This is a genomic window from Galactobacter sp., from assembly GCF_022712295.1.
Classification (GTDB): Bacteria; Actinomycetota; Actinomycetes; order Actinomycetales; family Micrococcaceae; genus Galactobacter.
Genome location: NZ_JALAGT010000050.1, coordinates 1 through 18,480, shown reverse-complemented (window position 1 = coordinate 18,480; position 18,480 = coordinate 1). Strand labels below are relative to the sequence as shown.

Here is an 18,480-nt window from a genome sequence, read left to right as displayed (position 1 = left end):
TTCGGACGGCGCTTACTTGAACTTGCCGTCTCACTGGTGGGTCTGCGTTGGCGATGTGATTAAGACACCTCTTTGCTCTCCGGTGCCTTGGCCCATGGCCTGTCCCGCGTTCCGTCATTCCCGGCGGCGGCCGCCGGCCTGGTGCTTGCAGCGGCCGCCCACGGCCCTGCAGGGTGGCCGGTCCCGCTGGGCGGCGCGCAGGTGCTCACCGACACCCTGATGTCCGACGTCGTGGCGCACGGAGGCTCGCTCGTCACCGGACGCTGGATCGAGTCCTTGGACGAGGTGCCCGACGATCTGGTGGTTGCCGATACGTCGGCCGCCGCGCTGGCGCGCTTGGGTGGGCGGGCTCTGCCCGCCCGCTATCGCCGCAAGCTGGAGCGCACCCGGTATGGGGCGGGGATCTCCAAGATCGACGTCGCGCTGTCAGGGCCCGTGCCGTGGAGCGATCCGATGCTGGCGAAGGCGCCCACGGTGCATGTGGGAGGGACGTTTGCTCACGTGGCGGGGGCGGAGGCCGAGGTGGCCAAGGGGCGTTTCCCGGCCGAACCGTTCGTGCTCGCGGTGCAGCCCAGCGTCGTGGATCCCTCCAGGGCTCCCGAGGGCGAACACGTTCTGTGGGCCTACTGTCATTCGCCCGCGGGCAACGACCGTGATCAGACCGAGCTGCTGCTGGACATCCTCGAGGCCCATGCGCCAGGGTTGCGAGAGAGAGTGTTGCACGTGCAGCACACCTCGGCTGCGGCCTCCGAGGAGTACAACCCCAACTACGTCGGCGGGGACATCGCCTCCGGCGCACTGGGCCTCACAACGATGATCGCGCGCCCGATTCTGGCAACGGCTCCATGGCGTACCCCGGTCAAGAATCTCTATTTGGGTTCCGGTTCCTCCGTTCCCGGCCCCGGCGTTCACGGCATGAGCGGATACCTGGCCGCGCTCACGGCGTTGGTCGATCACGGGATCCCGGTGCCGGAGGAGTTCCGTTGATCCGTCGCAGCTTTGTCGTTCCCAGGCCAGCCGAAGCCGGTCCGGGAGGTCCACTCGGCGCTTGGCGTTGAGTTTGGAACGTGATTTCTCCGCCCGAACAGACCTAGGCTTGTCTGGCTTATCACTGCGCGTCACCGATTGCCCCGTGCACGGTGACACACCTGACGAGAAGGGACCTGACGTGGGTCACCCAGCCAAGGACTCCGCGAAGGAGACGCACCGGGGGGCCAGCCCGGACTCGCGGGCCAACCAGGCTCCTGCCGCTGAGGACGAGAGCGCCGCAGCAGAGGAGACCGCTCGGCCCGCCGAACGGTCCCAGCTCAAGAAGCGCAGCTGGTGGGTCCGCGGCATCATGGTCGCGGCCGCCGCGTTCACGGCCTGGCACGTCTTCGCCAGTTTCGTCTGGATCGCCCCCGCAGGGCCGGCCCGCAACGTGATCCCGGGGGACGCCCTCAGCAACTACATGCTTCCAGTGTTTGGACAGTCCTGGTCGGTGTTCGCCCCGGAACCCATCAACGGCGACAACCGCATGTTCGTGCGCGCCGTGGTGAAGGCGGGCGATGAGGAGATCACGAAGGACTGGATCCCGGTGACCGACATCGAGACCCAGATGATGACACACAAGCTCTTTCCGGCACGAGCCGCCGGACAATCCATCAGCCTGGCCTCGGACTACCGGTCCGCCTACCAGAAGCTGGACAAGGAACAGCAGCGCATCGCCGGTCTGAACTACTACAACGACGACTGGTCAAACCGGCTCTCATCCACGCTCAAGGACCCTGTGGACAAGAACGGGAAGAAGGTCACCACCGAGAAAGCCGGCATGGTTCCCGGATATATCGAGGCCGACTTCCGTGCGGTGCGGTACTCCACTCAGGTGGCCCGTGCTGTGTGGGGCAAGGACGTGGTGCGGGTGCAGTACCGCATGGAACGTCAGAACGTGATCCCCTTCGCCCAGCGCAACGACGCCGACGCCAAGCGCCCCGGCGTCCAGTACACCCCCACGGGTTGGCGCGGAATCCAAGTGGCCGCCCATCAGAACGATGAGGACTTCGCCAAGACGTTCCGCCGCCTCTACCACCAGTACGAGGAGAACAACTCGTGAGCACCGCGCAGAAGAACACGTCCGGGCAGGGCAAGTCCGGCGCCGGGGGCGCCGGTGGGGCCGCCAAGGCGGCAAGGCACGACGTCGGGCAGTCGGTTCAGATGGTCGGTGTCCTAGCGCTCGCGACCAGGTTCGGCCGGTTCCTCTGGGCCGCGATCAAGGCGTTGCTGGCCCTGCTGGGGCGCACCGTGGTGCGTGTCTACGCGTTCTGCGAGAACTGGCTGCTTGACGGGAAGAAGGCCGCCCACGGGCTCACGGTGACCCGCATGATGTTCGGTGTGGTGGGTATCGGCCTGCTGGCCACGAATTGGCGCACCCGCCTGTATGCGTTCGGTCCCGGCTCCATGTGGAACGGCGAATACGTCGCCTCGGACTCGGACTTCCCTCGGATCTGGATCTTCTCCCTGTTCCACAGGCTCTCAATCCATGGCGGCTGGTACACGTTCTTCTACCTGCTGCTCGGCGTCCTGGCCGTGCTGATCATGCTGGGGTACCGCTTCAAACTGGTGCTGCCGTTCTACTTCTTCGGCTGGGTGTCCTTCATCGAGGCCAACGACATGCTGGGCGATCAGGGCGACAACATGTATCGCATCGCCCTGCTGCTGCTCTTCTTCGCGGATCCGTGCCGGGTGTGGTCGCTGGATGCCAGACGGCGTCGCAAGCTGGCCGCGTTGCCTGCGGGTACCGGTCAGGGGAGCCGCGGCTCATGGCCATTGCGCGTGTGGCGAGGTGAACCGATCTTCGAGTCCAAGCCGGAGATCGGGTCCCTGTTCAACAACCTCGCATTGATCGCCCTGACCGCGCAGGTCTGCTTCGTGTATGCCTCCGGTGCCTTGTACAAGGCGGGCGGGAAACCCTGGCAGGAGGGCTGGGCCGTCTACGACCCGCTGCACACCGTTCAGTTCGGCACCTGGCCGGAACTGTCCACCCTGGCAACCACCTTCGGCATCAGCGTGGCCATCGCCAGCTGGGGTTCCATCATCATCCAGTTCTGCTTCCCGGCCATGCTGTTGACCCACCCCACCCGCGTGGTCGCCTTGATCGGGATCATGGGCTTCCACCTCGGAATCGCCTTGCTGATGGGCCTGCCCTGGTTCTCCCTGGCCATGATCGCCATCGACTTCATCTTCGTCACCGAGAAATCGTGGACCACGGCCGCTGCCCATATGCGTCGGCTCTGGACGAAGACGGCTTGATCCGGATCCGCTGACTACGGACTCTCGTTTCGTGAGGAGCTGCGTTGGGGCTCGGCGGGGCTGACAGGGTGGCGTGGATCTCTACTGGTGGTCGGGGAGAAAAGTACTGATCGGCCATCGGCAGACTACGTAGGGCAGTGCCATCGGGTTCACGAAAACACGGATGGTCAAACCATCACCCTGTTCCGTTTATCATGAGACTCTTACCGAACGCTGATACATAACAATGTATTGGAAAAAGGGGTATGCAGCTACTGATTTCAAGGATTTTACGTTCACAGTTTCTGTGATCTTCAGTTGGATGGACCGTGCCCCTTCATGGCGTGCGGTCGTCGCCGAACCTCAGGGGTTTTCGCAACCCTTGATGGAACGGAGACAGAATGTCGTCATCACGGGGCCGTTCGCGGCCCAGGACGGCCCTGCGCCTCGGCGCCGACACGACTCGTCGGAGCTGGGGCCGCGGCACCGCGGTGGCCGCACTGTCGGCGGCACTGCTGGCCGGCTTGTGCGCCGGCCCGGCGATGGCGGACCAGTCCGAGCCTGAGGCGTCACCGCAGGCCACCCAGACGGCCGAGGCGACGACCGACGGCGAGGTAACGGCCGAGACGCCGGCCGCGGCAGACTCCTCGGAGTCGGCGGACGGCCAGGCAAACTCCGCTCGGAAGGCGACGAAAACGTCGGACGCTGACGCGAAGTCCGCGTCTGCGGACGAGACCGACTCCACTGAGGGTGAGGCTTCCCCGCGCGCCGAGATCGGGCCTCTGGCCGCGGCGAAGCCGCTGCAGTGCACCGCGGGGACCGTCTACTCCGTGTCCGGTTCCGGGCAGCTCTACGAGGTCACCAACGGTGACAGGACGGCGGTCGGCCATCAGGCCACAACAGGTAGTGGATGGAACTTACCTGTTAGCAGTTTCAACGGTGTCGGCATCGGCGCCAACGGATCCGTGGCCTATGCGTATGAGCGGTCGAACAACAATCGAACTGCCACCATCTACCGGTATGACGTCGGCACAGGAAATTGGTCGAACACCAATGTGTCAAGGGACCTGAGCTGGACCGACAGTTTCTCAGGTCAATTGGTGGCCGGTGCCGTGGACCTCAAGACGGGCGAGTACTACTTCGGTGGGTTCCAAACCACCGGTTCGGGACGGAATTCGGTTCAGACCTTCCGGATCTGGAAGTACTCACCGACCACGGGCGCAATCACCTATGTCGGAGCCACTCAGACAGCCAGTGGTAACGGAATCCCGACGTCTGCGAACGGCGACATCGCGTTCGATTCCAACGGCAACCTCTTCATCGTGCGCGGCAGCGGGAACACCACCACGGTGTTCTCCATCACCGCCGCAAACCTGGCCGCGGCCAATGGCGGCGCCATCACCTCGTCGAAATCCGGTGACTACAGGACCTCCACTGACGTCAATGGCGTTGCGTTCGACGCCTCCGGAAAGGCCTACCTCGGCTCCTCCACTTCCCTGAGCAGCTACAACATGCCCAACTGGAGCGGTGGTGCCTCTGCTGGAAGTTTGTCGGGCAGCTCCGACCTCGCGTCGTGTTCATCCCCCGCCACCATCACGTTGCAGAAGAAGCTGGACGGCAAGCGCTACCTGGATGCCGACCAGTTCGATCTCGAACTCAAGGACGGCAGCACCTCGCTGGGTACGGCCACGACCGAGGGCACTGCCTCGGGAGTGCAGGACCAGATCGTGGGTCCCTTCCCGATTAAAGCTGGCACCACGGTGAACTTCTCCGAGGCGGGAGCCGATGACACGGACCTGGGCAACTACACCTCCTCTGCCGTCTGCACGGCGGACGGCAACCCTCTGACCGTGAACAACAACCAGGGCACCAGCGGCACCGCCACCGTTCCGGCGTCCGCGAAGGCCGTGGTGTGCACCATCACCAATAAGGCCAAGTCGAAGTCCACGCTGAGCGTGGTGAAGAACTTCACCGGCCGTGTGAATGCCGGCGACCAGGTCGCGCTGTCGGCCAAGGACACGGTGACCAACTCGGCGGTGGGCACACCGGCCACGACCACGGGTCAGGCCGACGGCGTGCAGGCGCAGAAGGTGGGGCCGGCGGACATCCTGACCGGTTCCGGTCACAGCTACACCATCCAGGAATCCTCCGTCGGTGGCCTGGACTTCTCCAAGTACGACACCTCGTACAAGTGCATCGATACGGCCCACAACAACACGGTGCTGAAGCAGGGCAACGTCACCACGACGGGTTCCTCGCGTTCTGTGGAGTTGGGAGCCATCCCCGCAGCCGCCGATCTGAAGGCCCGCACGGTGGAGTGCACGTTCACGAATGCCCCCAAGACCGCACAACTGACCCTGGTCAAGAGCGTCGAGAACTCCCACAACGGCGACAAGGCCGCAGCGGACTGGAACACCAAGCTGCACGCCAAGCCCTCCTCCGGTACCACCCTGAACTTCGCCACCGGTGAGACCAAGACGGTGCAGCCTGGAACGTTCACGCTGTCTGAGGATCAGCTGCCCGGCTACGAGCAGAAGAACCTGACCTGCACCGGCGGCGAACTCAAAGGCGGCAAGGTCACCGTGACTGCCGGGGACAAGGTCACCTGTACCTTCACCAATGCGGACAAGGCCGGCGGGGTGACCTGGTCCAAGGACGACGGCCACGGGACCCTTCTGGGCGACTCCGAGTGGACGCTGACCGGCCCGGGCGGTACCTCCACCACCATCAAGGACTGCACCGGAGCACCCTGTGCAGCCGGTGGCGATCAGGATCCTGCCAAGGGCAAGTTCACGCTGACCGGGCTGGATTGGGGCGACTACACGCTGACGGAATCCAAGGCTCCGGCCGGGTACGTCCTGGATTCCACGGAACACGAGTTCACGATCGAGGGTGCTCACCTGGTCAAGGCCTTCGACACCTCGTTCAAGAACGATCAAGCGGAGTCGCCGACCCTGCCGCTGACCGGCGGCACCGGAACGGACGCCTTCCTCATTGCGGGCGGCCTGATCCTGGTGGCCGGGGCAGGGACGGGCGCCGTCCTGACCCTGCGTCGCCGCAAGGGTCGCAACGGCTGAGCGATTCAGCCATGACGCTCGGTGCCGCCTCCTGAGGGGCGGCACCGAGCCCCACCAAGACTTCCTTCACACGAAGACCGACGGCGCGCTCATAGCACGTCACGTCACCCACCCGGGTAAGGCCGTAGCGGTCTGATCCCCATGCAGAAAGATCACTGAAGATATGAAGAACGCAAAGTTCGGGCTCGGCCGGCGCCTCGCCGTTGTGCTCGGTGCTCTGGCACTGACCGCTACCGGTGCAGCCGGTGCGGCCAATGCGGCCGACGTTTCCGCAGGCAACATCGATCCGGATCAGGCCACCACGCTGACCATCCACAAGCACTCCGGTACACAGGGCAAGGCCGGAGATGGCACGCCGCAGAACATCACTAACCCCGCTCTGGCTGGCGTGACCTTCTCCATCCAGAAGGTCGAGTCCAAGAATGGCGCAGCCATCGACCTGGACACCGCAGCCGGGTGGGACCTCATCTCCGGGGTCAAGGCCGAGGATGTGACCGCATCCCCGTCCGCCTACAAGCTCGGTACCGCAGTCACCGACGAGACCGATTCCAACGGCGAGATCTCCAAGACCCTGGATCACGGCCTGTACCTGGTCACCGAGACCGATGCCCCGGCCAACGTGGTCTCCAAGGCGGCTCCGTTCCTGGTGACCCTGCCGCTGTCGCAGAACAACGGCTCCTGGCTCTACGACGTGCACGTCTACCCGAAGAACCAGCTGCAGGACAAGCCAGAGAAGACCGTGAGCGAGCCGACCGCTCCGGTGCTGGGCTCCGACGTCACCTGGGATATCACCGCCAAGGTTCCCGCGCTGAACAAGGAAGACACACTGTCCTCCTTCGCGGTCACCGATACCCTCGACCCCCGTCTTCAGTACAAGTCCGTAGCCGTTGAGAGCAAGACCGAGGGCACCGATTACACGGTGACCGTGGACGGCCAGAAGGTGACCGTCACCTTCGACGCCTCCAAGCTCTCCGTCGGTGACGTGAAGATCAAGCTCACCACCACGGTGAAGACCCTGGGTACCGGCGTCATCGAGAACACCGCCACACAGTTCGTCAACGATCCCAAGCAGGACCACGGCACCGAGACCAACACCCCCAAGACCAAGTGGGGTGACCTGGAGATCACCAAGATCGCCAAGGGCGATGAGTCCAAGACTCTGGCCGGTGCAGAGTTCGAGGTCTACTCCGACGCTGAGGGCAAGAACAAGGTCGGCACCATCACCACCGGCTCCAACGGCAAGGCCAGCATCTCCCTCTACGTCGGTAAGGATTCCGAGCCCGACAACCGCGACTACTGGATCAAGGAGACCAAGGCTCCCGCTGGCTACGTCCTGGACGGCACCATCAAGAAGGTCACCGTGAAGGTCGGCGAGACCGCTTCCACCAAATACAGCATCGAGAACACGCAGCAGGACCACCCGGAGCTGCCGCTGACCGGCGCCAACGGTCAGATGTTGGCCATCATCGCCGGCTCCGCCCTGGTGCTGTTGGCTGCCGGCTCCGCCCTCGTGGTGAACCGTCGCCGCCACGCTGCACAGCGCTGAGAACCGGAAGGTTCACGGTAGCGCATGAGTCTGACTGACTCGGCCGAGGCCCCGTCCACCCGCAAGGGTGGACGGGGCCGGTGGCGTTTCCCCTGGCCGGCCGCGATCGTCGCACTCGTGGCGCTGGTGGGTATCAGCGTGGTGTCCTACCCGAACGTGGCCCAGTGGTTCCATCAGCGTGATCAGTCCCTCATCGTGGGCGACTCCATGAACGTGAACAACGATGAACGCGCCCAGGCGAACGCGCAACAGATCGCCCTGGCCCACAAGTACAACGATGCGCTCTCCTCAGGGGCAGTGTTGGAGAAGGACCACCGCCTGCCCACCGGGTCCGGACAAGCCACGGGCGCCACTGCAGAGCTGCCGGACTACGAGGACATTCTCAACAACGGCTCCACGGATTCCGTCATGGCTCGCCTACAAATCCGAGGGATCAAGCTGGATCTTCCCGTGTACCACGGAACCAGCGACGAGACCCTGTTGAAGGGCGTCGGGCACTTGGAAGGCACCAGCCTGCCCGTGGGCGGGCAAGGGACGCATTCCGTCCTCACCGGGCATCGTGGCCTCGCGGACTCGGAGATGTTCACCCGGTTGAACGAGGTCTCCACCGGTGACACGTTCTCCGTCTCCACCTTCGGTGAGGTCCTGACCTACCGGGTGGTCTCGACCAAGGTCGTGGATCCCTCCGACACCGCAGCGTTGAAGGCGGAATCCGGTAAGGACCTGATGACGCTGGTGACCTGCACACCGCTCGGGATCAATTCCCAGCGGATCCTCGTCACCGGCGAACGCGTACACCCGACGCCGCAGAAGGACATCGACGCTGCGGCCAAGGACCCCACCATTCCCGGATTCCCCTGGTGGGTTCTCTGGCTCTCCGGAGCACTCGTTGCCGCCATCGTCTATGTCTGGCGCTCTGGCTTCCCGGCCACACCGCGCGGCAAACGGAAGCGTCAGGGCAAGCACAGCTAGTGCTTCCCGGGGCGCGCCTGGGCGCCGCGATCGCGGCGCTGGGCCGCGCCCGTCGTGCACCCGGTGCGGGGTGGTGACCAGTGTCCGACGGCGTGGGGCGCGATCAGCGCACGCCGCGCAGCAGGCGGCCCACGCCGATCGCCACGCCGAGCGAGAGCAGGGCGGCGATGCCGGCCGTCAGTGAGACGCCGGAATCGAAGGCGTGCGCAGCGGAATCCACCAAGGAGGACGCCTGCTCGGTCGAGACGGCGCCGATCTCCAGGGCAACATCGTGAGCGCCGGCCAGGGTCTCCTGCGCCTGGTGTCCCTGCACCGCCGTCAGACCACCCGGAAGGTGTAGATGAGCTGCGTAGAAGGCGTTGAGCAACCCGCCCAGAACCGCGGTGCCGAGCACCGAGCCGACCTCATAGGCGGTCTCGGAGATCGCGGAGGCCGCGCCGGCCTTGGACGCGGGAACGGCGGAGAGCGCCAGGTCGTTGGAGATGGTCTCCGAGAAGCCGACGCCGATGCCCAGCAGGACGAACGAGATCATGGGAACCCACAAGCCGCCCATGTGGCCCAGCACGGCCAACACACCGTAGGCGGCGACGTTCACGCCGACGCCTAGCACCATGGCGGGCACGCGGCCGACGCGCTTGGCGATCGGGACCACCACGAGGCCCGAGCAGAACATCACGATCAGACCGGGCAGCATGAAGTTCGCTGCGGCGGCCGGCTTCAGGCCCTCCACCAACTGCAGGTGCTGGGTCAGGTAGTACATGAAGCCGACCATGGAGAACAGGCTCATCATGTTCACCACGAGCGGGCCGGAGAAGGCCTTGCGCTTGAACAGACGCACATCCAACATGGGGGTCTTGCGGCCCAACTGCCGCATCACGAAGGCGTAACCGAGTACCAGGCCGAGGATGACCGCGCCAAGGCCCATGTACCAGGGCTCCCCGGTGGCGAAGGCCTTGATGCCGAAGGTCACCGGAAGCAGAGCGCCGACCACCAACAGGATGGAGATGGGATCCATGGGCCCCGGCTGCGGGTCGCGGGATTCGGGGATCAACCAATGGGACAAGGCCAGCAGCGGAATCAGGATCGGCACGGAGATCAGGAAGACCGAGCCCCAGGAGAAGTGCTGCAGCAGCCAACCACCCACGACGGGGCCTGCAGCGGCGCCTGCGGAGAACATCGAGGCGTAGAGGGCCACGGCGGTGGTGCGTTCCTTGGGATCCGTGAAGATGTTGCGGATCAGGGACAGCGTGGCCGGCATCAGCATGGACCCGAACACGGCCTGTGCCGCCCGCAGGCCGATGAGAGTGGCGGAGGTGGGGGAGAAGGCCGCGGCCACGGAGACCACGGCGAAGCCCACGCCGCCGATCAGCAGAACCCGGCGGCGGCCGATCCGGTCACCCAGATTACCCATGGGCACCAGGAACCCGGCCAGGATCAGCGGGTAGATGTCGATCATCCACAACTGCTGCGTGCCGGTGGAGTTCAAGGCTGCGCCGATCTTCGGCAACGCGAACGTGAGCACGTTGTTGTCGATGGACACCAGCAGCACCGGGAGCATCAACAAGGCCAACGCTGACCAACGGCGCCAGGCCGGGCCTGCGGTGGTGTGGCCTTCAGCGGTGCCGGGGCGGACGACGGGGATCTGTCCCGTGGCGACCGCGAGGCGTTCCTCGTGGGGATAGGCCGGGGCGCCCGCGATGGGGATGGACCCGGTCACGGGCGCGGGTTCCTGCGTGCGTGCAGGGACCGCGGGACGCTTGGAGTCGATCGAGTTGCGGGCGGACATGGACTCTTCCTCGGGTGGTGTTGATGGTCGGTTGGCCGTTCCTACTCGGAGGGGACGGCCGGGGTGCGGGCACGGCTGCACGCACCCTTATAACTGTACCGTCTGGACGGTTTTGTTGCGACTCGGGGAAAGGTGAGCTTCGTCGCGAACTCCGCACCACGGCTAGGGGCGTCTACCATCGAAGACATGTCCAGACCTCCGGCCGCACGTGAGAAACTCCTCGACGCCTACGCGGAGCTCCTGCGCGATGAGGGAGAACGCGCCGCGACACTCGAGGCCGTGGCGAACAAGGCCGGGGTCTCCAAGGGTGGGTTGCTGTACCACTTCAAGACCAAGGAGGCGCTCGCGGAGGCGCTCTCTGAGCAGATGCTGGAGCTGGGCCGGGCGGACGTGGAGAAGATGCGTTCCGCCCCGGATGGACCCAGCGAGTACTACGTACGGACGTCGGTCAATACCAAGTCCCGCTTCGACGTGACTTACGCGGCCCTGATCAGGCTGCTGCAGGCGGATGTTGCCTCCGCGAAACATGCCATCGAAACCATTCACACCTGGTGGCTGGACCTGGTGCTGGAAGAGGTTGGGGACCCTTCGGTCGCGGAGACCATTCTGCTGATCGGGGACGGCCTCTACTCCTACGCCGCGTTACCGGGGGAGCTGAATCGTCCCGAGGCCGGCGGGGACATGGACGGGTTGCTGGCGCAGGTGCGGGTGCTCAAGGCCGCTGCCGCGGCTGGGCGCTGAAAAGCGAAAACCCTCAGGCTTTCCGTCACCGCCTCCCGGATCATCCAGGGGGCGGTGACGGAAAGCCCTAGGGTTGGAGAATCCGGAAGACTCAGACCACCGATTGCGGGGGTTCCTCGCCACGCGGGAAGGCGCGACCAGTGATCTGGTTCGCGGTGATCCGCACGAAATTGCGCTTGACGGTGGGAGCGAACGGGGCCAGATCCAGCTCCTCGGCGGCGTTGATCTCTGCCTCGGTGTCCAGCTGCTTGGCGCTACCGCGCACGATGACGGACCATGCATCGGTGTCCGTGTAGCTGTCCACCTCGAAGAGCACCTCGTCGCTCAGGGTGAGTTCCACGAGCTTGTTGCCTTCCGCGGTACGGAAGACCACGGACTCACCGTCCACCACATAGTTGATGGGGAAGATGTCGATGATGCCGGCCGCGTTGGTGACGATGCGGCCCAGAGTCTGGGTGCCCAACTTTTCCCAGCAGGTGTCGGCGGCCAGTTCCGTGATCGGGTCCTGAGTAGTCATATTCCTATTGTGCACCCGTCGCACATGGGCGTCGATGCTTCCCGCAGCTGTGGCGGATGTCTGGAGCAGCCGGGAACTGCCTCCATTTTTTCGTTATGAGACGCGTCGAGACGCCATACAGTCTGTCGTGTCACTGTGTGGCAACGTGTGAGGGCTAAAGTTCCCTTGAATCGACGCCGCGATGGGTCGGCTTTTCTGGCCAACCGATCGCTTGAAACCTGAGAGGACTTACGAGTTTTCGTGAACACGTCTGCGCATCGTGAACGCTGGGAGGACGATCCCAGCCGTCCCCTGACACGTAGGCGGCTGGTGGCTGCTGCACTGGACCTGGTGGACGAGGGACACGAGGACCTGCTGTCCATGCGGATGCTGGCCAAACGCGTGGGACGCCAGGTCAGCTCGCTGTACAACCACGTCACCAATCGTGCAGAACTCGTGGAGATGATGCGCGCTCACCTTGTGGAGAACGTCGACGCGGACGGATTCGTAGACGCTCCCTGGAATGTGGCCCTGGAACGCTGGGCCCGCTCCTACTTCGAAGCGATGGCTGAGCACCCGTATCTGGGAAGGCTGCTGGCCTCCACGCCGCCACAGGATCCTTCCACCATGAAGATGTATGAGGCGGTCGCGTCCGGTCTCGTCGCCGCTGGGTGGCCGGTGTCCCAGGCGGTGGCCGTGCTGCGCTCCGTCGAATCCCTGGTGATCGGCTCGGTGCAGGATCTGACCGGCCCCGAACTCGGGTTGCACAGCGGTGAGATCAGTGGGGAGCTCAGCACGTTGGCACTTGCGATGTCGCCCGAACACGTCCGGACCAACACGGCTGCGGCGGCCTTTGACGTCGGAATCACGGCCATCGTCGAGGGGCTCTCGCGGCTTCCGGGGGCTCCCGCAGCCTGACCCTTTGGGCTTGCCGTCAACGCCCGCAGCTGGTCCTTCCTGGTCCCGGCACCTCACTACCTGGCCCTCCTGAGGCTTTCCGTCGGTGCACCACGGATAAAGCATGTGGCGGCGACGGAAAGCCTCAGGGGATCGTGCGTGAAATCTTTTGACTAGCCGCCGTAGAGCGCGGACCGCTCCTGCGCCCGACGGCGTTTGCGGGCCGAGCGCGGTTCGGGTTGCTCGTCAGCCGGCAGTGCGGTGTCCGGACTGGACGCGATGAACACGTTCAGCCAACGGGCCTTTGGGTCGGCGTCAACGAGGAGCGCCTTCACCAACAGCGTGGCGGGAAGCGCCAGGAGCGCACCGAGCGGGCCGAGGAAGATCACCCAGAAGAGCAGGGACAGGAACGAGATGGTCCCGGTGACGCCCACGGACTCACCCGTGATCTTGGGCTGGATGAGAACCTGAATCACGAAGTTGAGCAGGCAGTAAACCACCACAACGACCACTGCGGGTTGCCATCCACCGTCCAACAGGGCCAACAGCGCGGGCGGAACCAGGCCCACCACGAAGCCGATGTTCGGGATGTAGTTGGTGACGAACGCCAGTACGCCCCACACCCAGATCAACGGGACACCGATGATGGACAGCGCCGCGACATCCAACAGGGCAACGACCAGGCCGAAGAGCGTGGCGACCACCCAGTAGCGGCGCACACCGGTGGAGAAGTCCATGACCACGGCCAGCGCACGTGGCTGCACCACACGCAAAATCTTCATGCGAGAACTCATGGAAGGCGTGTCCATGGCCATGAAGAAGGTGGCCATCACCAGTGTGGTGAGCAAAGAGATGATGGAAGTAAGGTTCGAGAGCACCGGGCCGACCAAGGACATGACGTCGCTCGGGTTGATGGAACCCAAGGCGTTGTTGACCCACTGCACGTCGAGTCCCAGCGTGCTTGCGAGGTCCACGATCTGGAACCAGAGCGCGGTGAACTCCTGGTTGTACTGCGGCAAGGCCTTGATGAGCTCCAGGAGGGCCCAGATACACCCCCAGATGAATCCGATCAGGATCACCAGCACCGCAATCAGGGAGATGATGGCTGCGACGAAGCGAGGCATGACGCGGGCCAGCAACCTGTGGATGGGGTGCACCGCGATCATGAGATTCAGGCCAAGGAAGAAGGGGGCGATGATGGCGCTCAAGTCCGTGATCAGATAGAGCACCACCACCGTGGCCGCCACCCCAAGGGTCACGGACACGAAGCGCGGCATCGCGTACTTGGTCTTCTTCTCCTCCTCCAACCGTTTCTCGCCGGCTGAGGCGGTGATCTCCGGATCCGGTACGTTGCCGTTGAGTCGGGTCACTCCGGGCTGGCGGGTGACTGCGGGCTCAGTACTGGCTCCTGCGGGTTCGTCGTCCGGGGGCGTCGCGTCAGGGACGCCGGCCGCATGATCCTGGGCGTTCGGCGCAGACGTCGGAGCCGTGGGGTCCGTCTGCTGCCCTTGGACGGACCTGGCAGAGAAGGACTTCGCGTCATCCGGGACGGGGACCTGACCCGTGGTCGGGTTTGCTGCGTCCTCTGCTCGGTTCTCCTGCGCGGGCTCCAGGTCGTCCCCGGGGGTGGTCATGGATTTGTCCTCAAAGCTGGGGTGATGCGGCGATGTCGCCAGTCTAGGGCGTATACGTGGCCCGGCGAGGTGTAGGTGCTGACCGATTTGGAGTGTGGCTCGGCAGTACTGTAGAGTCTTTTCTCGGTCGAAACGCCGAATTTCCGGTGTGGAAGCCGCCTCGATCTGGGGGTATGGCGCAGTTGGTAGCGCGTCTGCATGGCATGCAGAAGGTCAGGGGTTCGAATCCCCTTACCTCCACGTAAGTTGAGAAGATCGAAACCTGCCCCGTCTGGTGACGGGGCAGGTTCGTTTTTGTGTGGATGTCGCTGGTCACGGCGGTGCCGGTGTGGGCGAGGACGCTGGCGACGGGCTCGTCGGGCGTGTAGCTGACGTGTTCGTCTTCGTCGATGATGATCTTGGTGAACAGGGCTCGGTTGAGCATGCGGCGTTCAGCGGGCTCGGCCTTGGCGTAGAGGTCGCCGAGGTCGGTGAGGATGTCGGCGATCTGATCGAGCCCGGCGCGTGCGGCCGCGTAGGTGTCGGTGAGGCTGTCGAGCCGGTTAGTGATCGCGTCGAGGCTGGTGCGGATGCGGTCCTGTTCGCTCTTGAGGAGGTCGAGGGGGATCGCGTCGGCGTAGTGGGCCTGGACGAGCTTGAGACGTTCGGCGTCGAGCTTGTCCCGCTGGGTCTGGAGGAGTTTGCGTTCGTCGTCGCTTGAGGCTTCGAGCTGGTCGAACACCTGGTTCAACACGGCCCGCACGCGGTCGGCTTCTTCCGGGGTGAGTGCGTTGGTGTTGTAGGTGGTTTCGATCTGTTGCTCGATGCGGTCGGCGAGGATCGCGGAGCGGGTGCAGGTGGTGCGCTTGCGGCGCCTGCCGGTGCAGGTGAAGTACTCGTACCGGTCGCCGTGCTTGTCGCGGGGTCGTTCGATCATGAGCTTGGCGCCGCAGGAGCAGTAGAGGCTGCCCTTGAGGTAGTGGTCGTACTTCTGCGGGCGTTCGCCTTTGGCGTTCTTCGCGTCGAGCTCGGTCTGCACCCGCAGCCACGTCTCCGGGTCGACGAGTGGTTCGTGGGCGCCGTCGTAGGTGACGCCGCGGAACGTGACCGTGCCCTGGTAGTAGGGGTTGGTGAGGATCTTGTGCAACCCGGTCGTCGTGACGGGCTTCGAGGGTTGCGACGGCGTCGGCCGGGTGGTCAGCCCGCGGGTCTCGAGCTCGCGGGCGAGGGAGGACAGGGACCAGTCGCCGGTGGCGTAGGCGGTGAACGCGAACCGCACCAGGTCTGCTCGCTCAGGGTCGACTTTGATGTCGCGGACCTCGCGGCCCTTCGCGTCGGTGGAGCGGACGTTGAGGTATCCGATCGGGGCTTTGGTGGGGGTGCCGCCGATGGTGGCTTTCTGTGTCATGCCCTTGACGACTTCTTGGGCGAGGTTGAGGGAGTAGAACTCGGCCATCGAGGCGAGGATGCCGTGCATCAGCATCCCGGACGGGGTCTCGTCGATGTTCTCCGCGACCGAGACGAGCTGGATGTTCGCGCCGCGGAGGGTGGCGTGGATGATCGCGTCATCGAGGCGGTTCCGGGCGAGCCGGTCGACCTTGTTGATGATGCAGTACCGGACCGGGTTTGCTGCGACGTACTCCAGCATCTCCTGCAGCGCGCGGCGGCGAGCGGTCTTCGCGGACTCGCCGGGTTCGATGAACTCCTTGACGATGACCGCGCCGAGCTGTTCGGCCTTCCGGGCCGCGGCTTCACGCTGCGCGGGGATGGACAGGCCTTCTTCTTGTCCGAACCGGGTGGCCTGGTCCTTGGTGGAGACCCGGAGGTAGGAGACCGCCGGCACCAGCCCCTCCGCCGCCTCGGCAGGAGTTGCGATGCTGTTGTGGCTGTTGCCGGTGGCGAGGGATCGCAGGGCGGCGAGGTCGATGCCGCCGGGGAGGTCGATGAGCGTCATGATGTGACCGCCTTTCGAAGGGCCCAACCCGTGGTTGGGCGACTCGAGGCGCCGGGATGGCGGTCACGTCAGGAAGCGGAAAGAACACCCCGCGAGGGGTTTAGAAGTCGGGTGCCAGCGACGCCGATGTCTCGTCGTGGAACACGACCGATCCTACCGGCTCGTCGTGAGCAGGTCACGAAGGTAGGCGCCAGCCTCGCCGGTCGGGGTGGTGTCGCTGGCGGAGCGGAGGGCGATGCGGATGAGGACCTCGGCGATCTTCTCTGCGTCGATCTGCTCGCGCCGCTCGTAGCGGACACGGACCGGCCGGTCAGCTGCCGGCCGATCCGTCTTCCGCTGGTAGGTCCGTGCCACCAGGATCACCGCTCCTGCCGACCCTGCCGGTTCTGGAATTCGCCGGTAGCTTCATCGAGGGTGGCGTAGAAGGCGTCCTCGGCTTCTTGGCGTTGGCGGACCTGGTCGCGGACGAAGTCGACGAACTCCGCATCCCGATCCGCGATGACCACGTCCTCGACCGGAGCGGCGGGCTCTTCCCCGGGCCATGTGGTCTGGCGGGTGGGCCGGTCACGGTCGAGGCGGGTGCCGGAGGCGGCGACCCAGTCCCTGAGTCGGGCTCGGGTGTCGGCAAAGTCGCGATGCCACCCGAGCGGTGCGGAGCCGTTCTGGTCGGGGTCGTAGGCGCACAGCCAGTGCAGGTGGAGCGCGGACAGCTCCCAGAGGAGCTCAGGGTGGTGGTGCCAGAACGGCGGGATCACCGAGGCGGGGAGGCCGTAGGTGTGGCGGAGCCAGTCGACCCACCGGTTCAGCTCCAGCCATTCCTGCTCCAGATCGTGCGCCGAGAGCAGGTTCCAGTTCACCGGATGCGGCGGCTCCCCAGGCACCTCGTCCTGCGACGGGCCGAGGTCGTCTCCATCGAACTCGTCGAACTGGTCATAGTCGTCGAGGTCGGCCTCGTCTGGATCGATGCCGTCGGGCGCACCGGGCACGGGTGTCTGCTCGTTCATGATCGTCGCCCTTCGCTTACTGTCCGAGGACCGGCGCGGCTGCGGTCTGTCGTGCTTGCTGGGGCTGTTGCGGCGGATCGAACGGCCGAACCTGTTCCCGGCTCTGCTCTCGACTCTGTTCCCGGGCGGGGCTATCTCGCTCGACGGTCTGCGCCTGGTGGCGGGGTGTGCGGTCGACGTCGTAACGGGTGCGGGCGGTGTCGTGGCCAATCTTCTTGGCGACGAACTCCTCGCCCTCGATCTGCTGGCCCTCGCGCTCGTAGGAGTAGTCGTGGGTGTAGCCCTCGGCGACGAACTGATCGCCCTTGGTGAATCGCTCGTGCGCGCGTTCGGCGGTCGCCCGATACAGCACGAGGTTCCCGAAGGAGGGTTCGAGCTTGGTGAACTCGCCGTTCTCCTCGCGCCGGTAGTTCTCCTGTCCGAAGCGGGCGTAGAAGCGGGCCTCGCCGCGCTCGGTGTAGGTCAGCTGCGGGTCGGTGGCGATGAATCCCGACAGGGACTGCTGGGTGCGGATAGCCATCGGACTTTCTCCCTTCCTGATACGCCACCCCGGACCGGGATGGCTGGTGTCAGGCAGGTGCACATCCGCACCCAGCAGGCCGGGTTCACTGCCGGGGCGGGCGCTCCAGGAGTAGTTCGAGCTCGCCGCGGTCCCGGCTCAGTTGATTGGCGTCGGAGCGTGTGGGCCAGGCGCGCAGGTCGGTGATGATCGGCGGTGCGCTGCGCAGCAGGACGACGCCGGTGCCGAACGGCAGCGTCCGGACCCGGTCAGGGGGCAGGATCGGGACGCGGCGGATGGAGCGCTGGTTCGAGCGGGTGCCGTGGTCGCCGAGGGTGATCGAGTCGGTGACCTCGTCGCGTTCCCCGATCAGCGTGGAGAGGTCTTGGAGGTCGCGGGAGTTGGAGGCTCCGCCGAGGATGATCTTCACGATGGCGGCGTCCCAGATCGCGCCGGCTTGGTTCTCTGACCACTTCTGCCGTGCCTGCGCCAAGGACTGCAGCACCGGGAGGGTGGTGATGCCGGTGCCGCCTCCTTCGGCCATCAGTGTCGGCAGCGACGGCAGCGGGGCGAGGTTCCCGATCTCATCGAGTGCCAGCAGCAGCGGGGGATCGAGGCGGGCGCCGGG

At 65.2% G+C, this 18,480-nt stretch carries 16 protein-coding genes, 1 tRNA gene and 1 pseudogene; 10 read left to right on the top strand and 8 right to left on the bottom strand.

Features of this window, described 5'->3' with window-relative positions; translation table 11 throughout:
* Nucleotides 1-72 precede the first annotated feature (72 nt).
* The 6 genes from Q0A15_RS03800 to Q0A15_RS03775 all read left to right on the top strand — a co-directional run bounded on the left by Q0A15_RS03800 (nt 73) and on the right by Q0A15_RS03775 (nt 8,862).
* On the top strand, nt 73-987 hold the full coding sequence (locus Q0A15_RS03800; protein ID WP_291278209.1) for an NAD(P)/FAD-dependent oxidoreductase: 915 nt from the start codon (nt 73-75) through the stop codon (nt 985-987).
* A 181-nt stretch (nt 988-1,168) separates the two neighbouring features.
* Nucleotides 1,169-2,092 carry a DUF5819 family protein gene (locus tag Q0A15_RS03795; protein WP_291278208.1) on the top strand — a complete coding sequence of 308 codons (924 nt, stop codon included), beginning with the start codon at nt 1,169-1,171 and terminating at the stop codon, nt 2,090-2,092.
* Entirely contained in the window at nt 2,089-3,288 is a 1,200-nt protein-coding gene (locus Q0A15_RS03790; RefSeq protein WP_291278207.1) for an HTTM domain-containing protein, read from the top strand. The genes Q0A15_RS03795 and Q0A15_RS03790 overlap by 4 nt, the downstream gene beginning before the upstream one ends.
* 380 nt (nt 3,289-3,668) lie before the next feature.
* On the top strand, nt 3,669-6,344 hold the full coding sequence (locus tag Q0A15_RS03785; protein WP_291278206.1) for a SpaA isopeptide-forming pilin-related protein: 2,676 nt from the start codon (nt 3,669-3,671) through the stop codon (nt 6,342-6,344).
* A gap of 163 nt (nt 6,345-6,507) precedes the next feature.
* Nucleotides 6,508-7,890 carry a SpaH/EbpB family LPXTG-anchored major pilin gene (locus Q0A15_RS03780; RefSeq protein ID WP_291278205.1) on the top strand — a complete coding sequence of 461 codons (1,383 nt, stop codon included), beginning with the start codon at nt 6,508-6,510 and terminating at the stop codon, nt 7,888-7,890.
* Nucleotides 7,891-7,914: 24 nt separating this feature from the next.
* On the top strand, nt 7,915-8,862 hold the full coding sequence (locus Q0A15_RS03775) for a class C sortase (RefSeq protein WP_291278204.1): 948 nt from the start codon (nt 7,915-7,917) through the stop codon (nt 8,860-8,862).
* 103 nt (nt 8,863-8,965) lie between these two features.
* Here Q0A15_RS03775 and Q0A15_RS03770 read toward each other — a convergent pair whose 3' ends face one another.
* On the bottom strand, nt 8,966-10,648 hold the full coding sequence (locus Q0A15_RS03770) for an MFS transporter (protein WP_291278203.1): 1,683 nt from the start codon (nt 10,646-10,648) through the stop codon (nt 8,966-8,968).
* 186 nt (nt 10,649-10,834) lie between these two features.
* Between Q0A15_RS03770 and Q0A15_RS03765 the strand changes: the two genes are divergently transcribed.
* Nucleotides 10,835-11,389: a TetR/AcrR family transcriptional regulator gene (locus Q0A15_RS03765; RefSeq protein WP_291278202.1), complete on the top strand. Its 555-nt coding sequence runs from the start codon at nt 10,835-10,837 to the stop codon at nt 11,387-11,389.
* A gap of 91 nt (nt 11,390-11,480) precedes the next feature.
* Here Q0A15_RS03765 and Q0A15_RS03760 read toward each other — a convergent pair whose 3' ends face one another.
* A complete protein-coding gene (locus tag Q0A15_RS03760; RefSeq protein ID WP_291278201.1) occupies nt 11,481-11,906 on the bottom strand; it encodes a pyridoxamine 5'-phosphate oxidase family protein in 426 nt (141 codons plus the stop codon).
* Nucleotides 11,907-12,146: 240 nt separating this feature from the next.
* Between Q0A15_RS03760 and Q0A15_RS03755 the strand changes: the two genes are divergently transcribed.
* The gene (locus Q0A15_RS03755) at nt 12,147-12,803 is read left to right on the top strand and encodes a TetR/AcrR family transcriptional regulator C-terminal domain-containing protein (RefSeq protein ID WP_291278200.1); all 657 of its coding nucleotides are present in this window, start codon (nt 12,147-12,149) and stop codon (nt 12,801-12,803) included.
* A gap of 152 nt (nt 12,804-12,955) precedes the next feature.
* On the opposite strand, the gene Q0A15_RS03750 is transcribed toward Q0A15_RS03755, so the two are convergent.
* The gene (locus Q0A15_RS03750; RefSeq protein WP_291278199.1) at nt 12,956-14,416 is read right to left on the bottom strand and encodes an AI-2E family transporter; all 1,461 of its coding nucleotides are present in this window, start codon (nt 14,414-14,416) and stop codon (nt 12,956-12,958) included.
* A 167-nt stretch (nt 14,417-14,583) separates the two neighbouring features.
* Between Q0A15_RS03750 and Q0A15_RS03745 the strand changes: the two genes are divergently transcribed.
* A tRNA-Ala gene (locus tag Q0A15_RS03745) sits at nt 14,584-14,656 on the top strand.
* Between the two features lie 88 nt (nt 14,657-14,744).
* On the top strand, nt 14,745-15,116 hold the full coding sequence (locus tag Q0A15_RS03740; protein ID WP_291278198.1) for a hypothetical protein: 372 nt from the start codon (nt 14,745-14,747) through the stop codon (nt 15,114-15,116).
* A 93-nt stretch (nt 15,117-15,209) separates the two neighbouring features.
* Here the strand turns inward: Q0A15_RS03740 and Q0A15_RS15010 are convergent.
* The 5 genes and pseudogenes from Q0A15_RS15010 to Q0A15_RS03720 all read right to left on the bottom strand — a co-directional run.
* Nucleotides 15,210-16,349 (bottom strand): annotated as a pseudogene (locus tag Q0A15_RS15010) (recombinase family protein); the annotation flags it as partial.
* A gap of 153 nt (nt 16,350-16,502) precedes the next feature.
* Complete coding sequence (locus Q0A15_RS03735; protein ID WP_291278197.1) at nt 16,503-16,703, bottom strand: hypothetical protein; 201 nt, start codon at nt 16,701-16,703, stop codon at nt 16,503-16,505.
* Nucleotides 16,704-16,708: 5 nt separating this feature from the next.
* Nucleotides 16,709-17,353, bottom strand: a complete 645-nt coding sequence (locus Q0A15_RS03730; RefSeq protein WP_291278196.1) for a hypothetical protein — start codon at nt 17,351-17,353, stop codon at nt 16,709-16,711.
* A gap of 16 nt (nt 17,354-17,369) precedes the next feature.
* Nucleotides 17,370-17,873: a single-stranded DNA-binding protein gene (locus tag Q0A15_RS03725; protein WP_291278195.1), complete on the bottom strand. Its 504-nt coding sequence runs from the start codon at nt 17,871-17,873 to the stop codon at nt 17,370-17,372.
* Between the two features lie 85 nt (nt 17,874-17,958).
* Nucleotides 17,959-18,480: type IV secretory system conjugative DNA transfer family protein (locus Q0A15_RS03720; protein WP_291278194.1), on the bottom strand; the 522-nt coding region annotated here is incomplete at its 5' end.

Excerpts from the sequence above, each read along its gene's own strand:
- Q0A15_RS03785 (WP_291278206.1), top strand. The coding sequence starts at position 3,669 with ATGTCGTCATCACGGGGCCGTTCGCGGCCCAGGACGGCCCTGCGCCTC.
- Q0A15_RS03780 (WP_291278205.1), top strand. The coding sequence starts at position 6,508 with ATGAAGAACGCAAAGTTCGGGCTCGGCCGGCGCCTCGCCGTTGTGCTC.
- Q0A15_RS03775 (WP_291278204.1), top strand. The coding sequence starts at position 7,915 with ATGAGTCTGACTGACTCGGCCGAGGCCCCGTCCACCCGCAAGGGTGGA.
- Q0A15_RS03770 (WP_291278203.1), bottom strand. The coding sequence starts at position 10,648 with ATGTCCGCCCGCAACTCGATCGACTCCAAGCGTCCCGCGGTCCCTGCA.
- Q0A15_RS03765 (WP_291278202.1), top strand. The coding sequence starts at position 10,835 with ATGTCCAGACCTCCGGCCGCACGTGAGAAACTCCTCGACGCCTACGCG.
- Q0A15_RS03760 (WP_291278201.1), bottom strand. The coding sequence starts at position 11,906 with ATGACTACTCAGGACCCGATCACGGAACTGGCCGCCGACACCTGCTGG.
- Q0A15_RS03750 (WP_291278199.1), bottom strand. The coding sequence starts at position 14,416 with ATGACCACCCCCGGGGACGACCTGGAGCCCGCGCAGGAGAACCGAGCA.
- Q0A15_RS03730 (WP_291278196.1), bottom strand. The coding sequence starts at position 17,353 with ATGAACGAGCAGACACCCGTGCCCGGTGCGCCCGACGGCATCGATCCA.
- Q0A15_RS03725 (WP_291278195.1), bottom strand. The coding sequence starts at position 17,873 with ATGGCTATCCGCACCCAGCAGTCCCTGTCGGGATTCATCGCCACCGAC.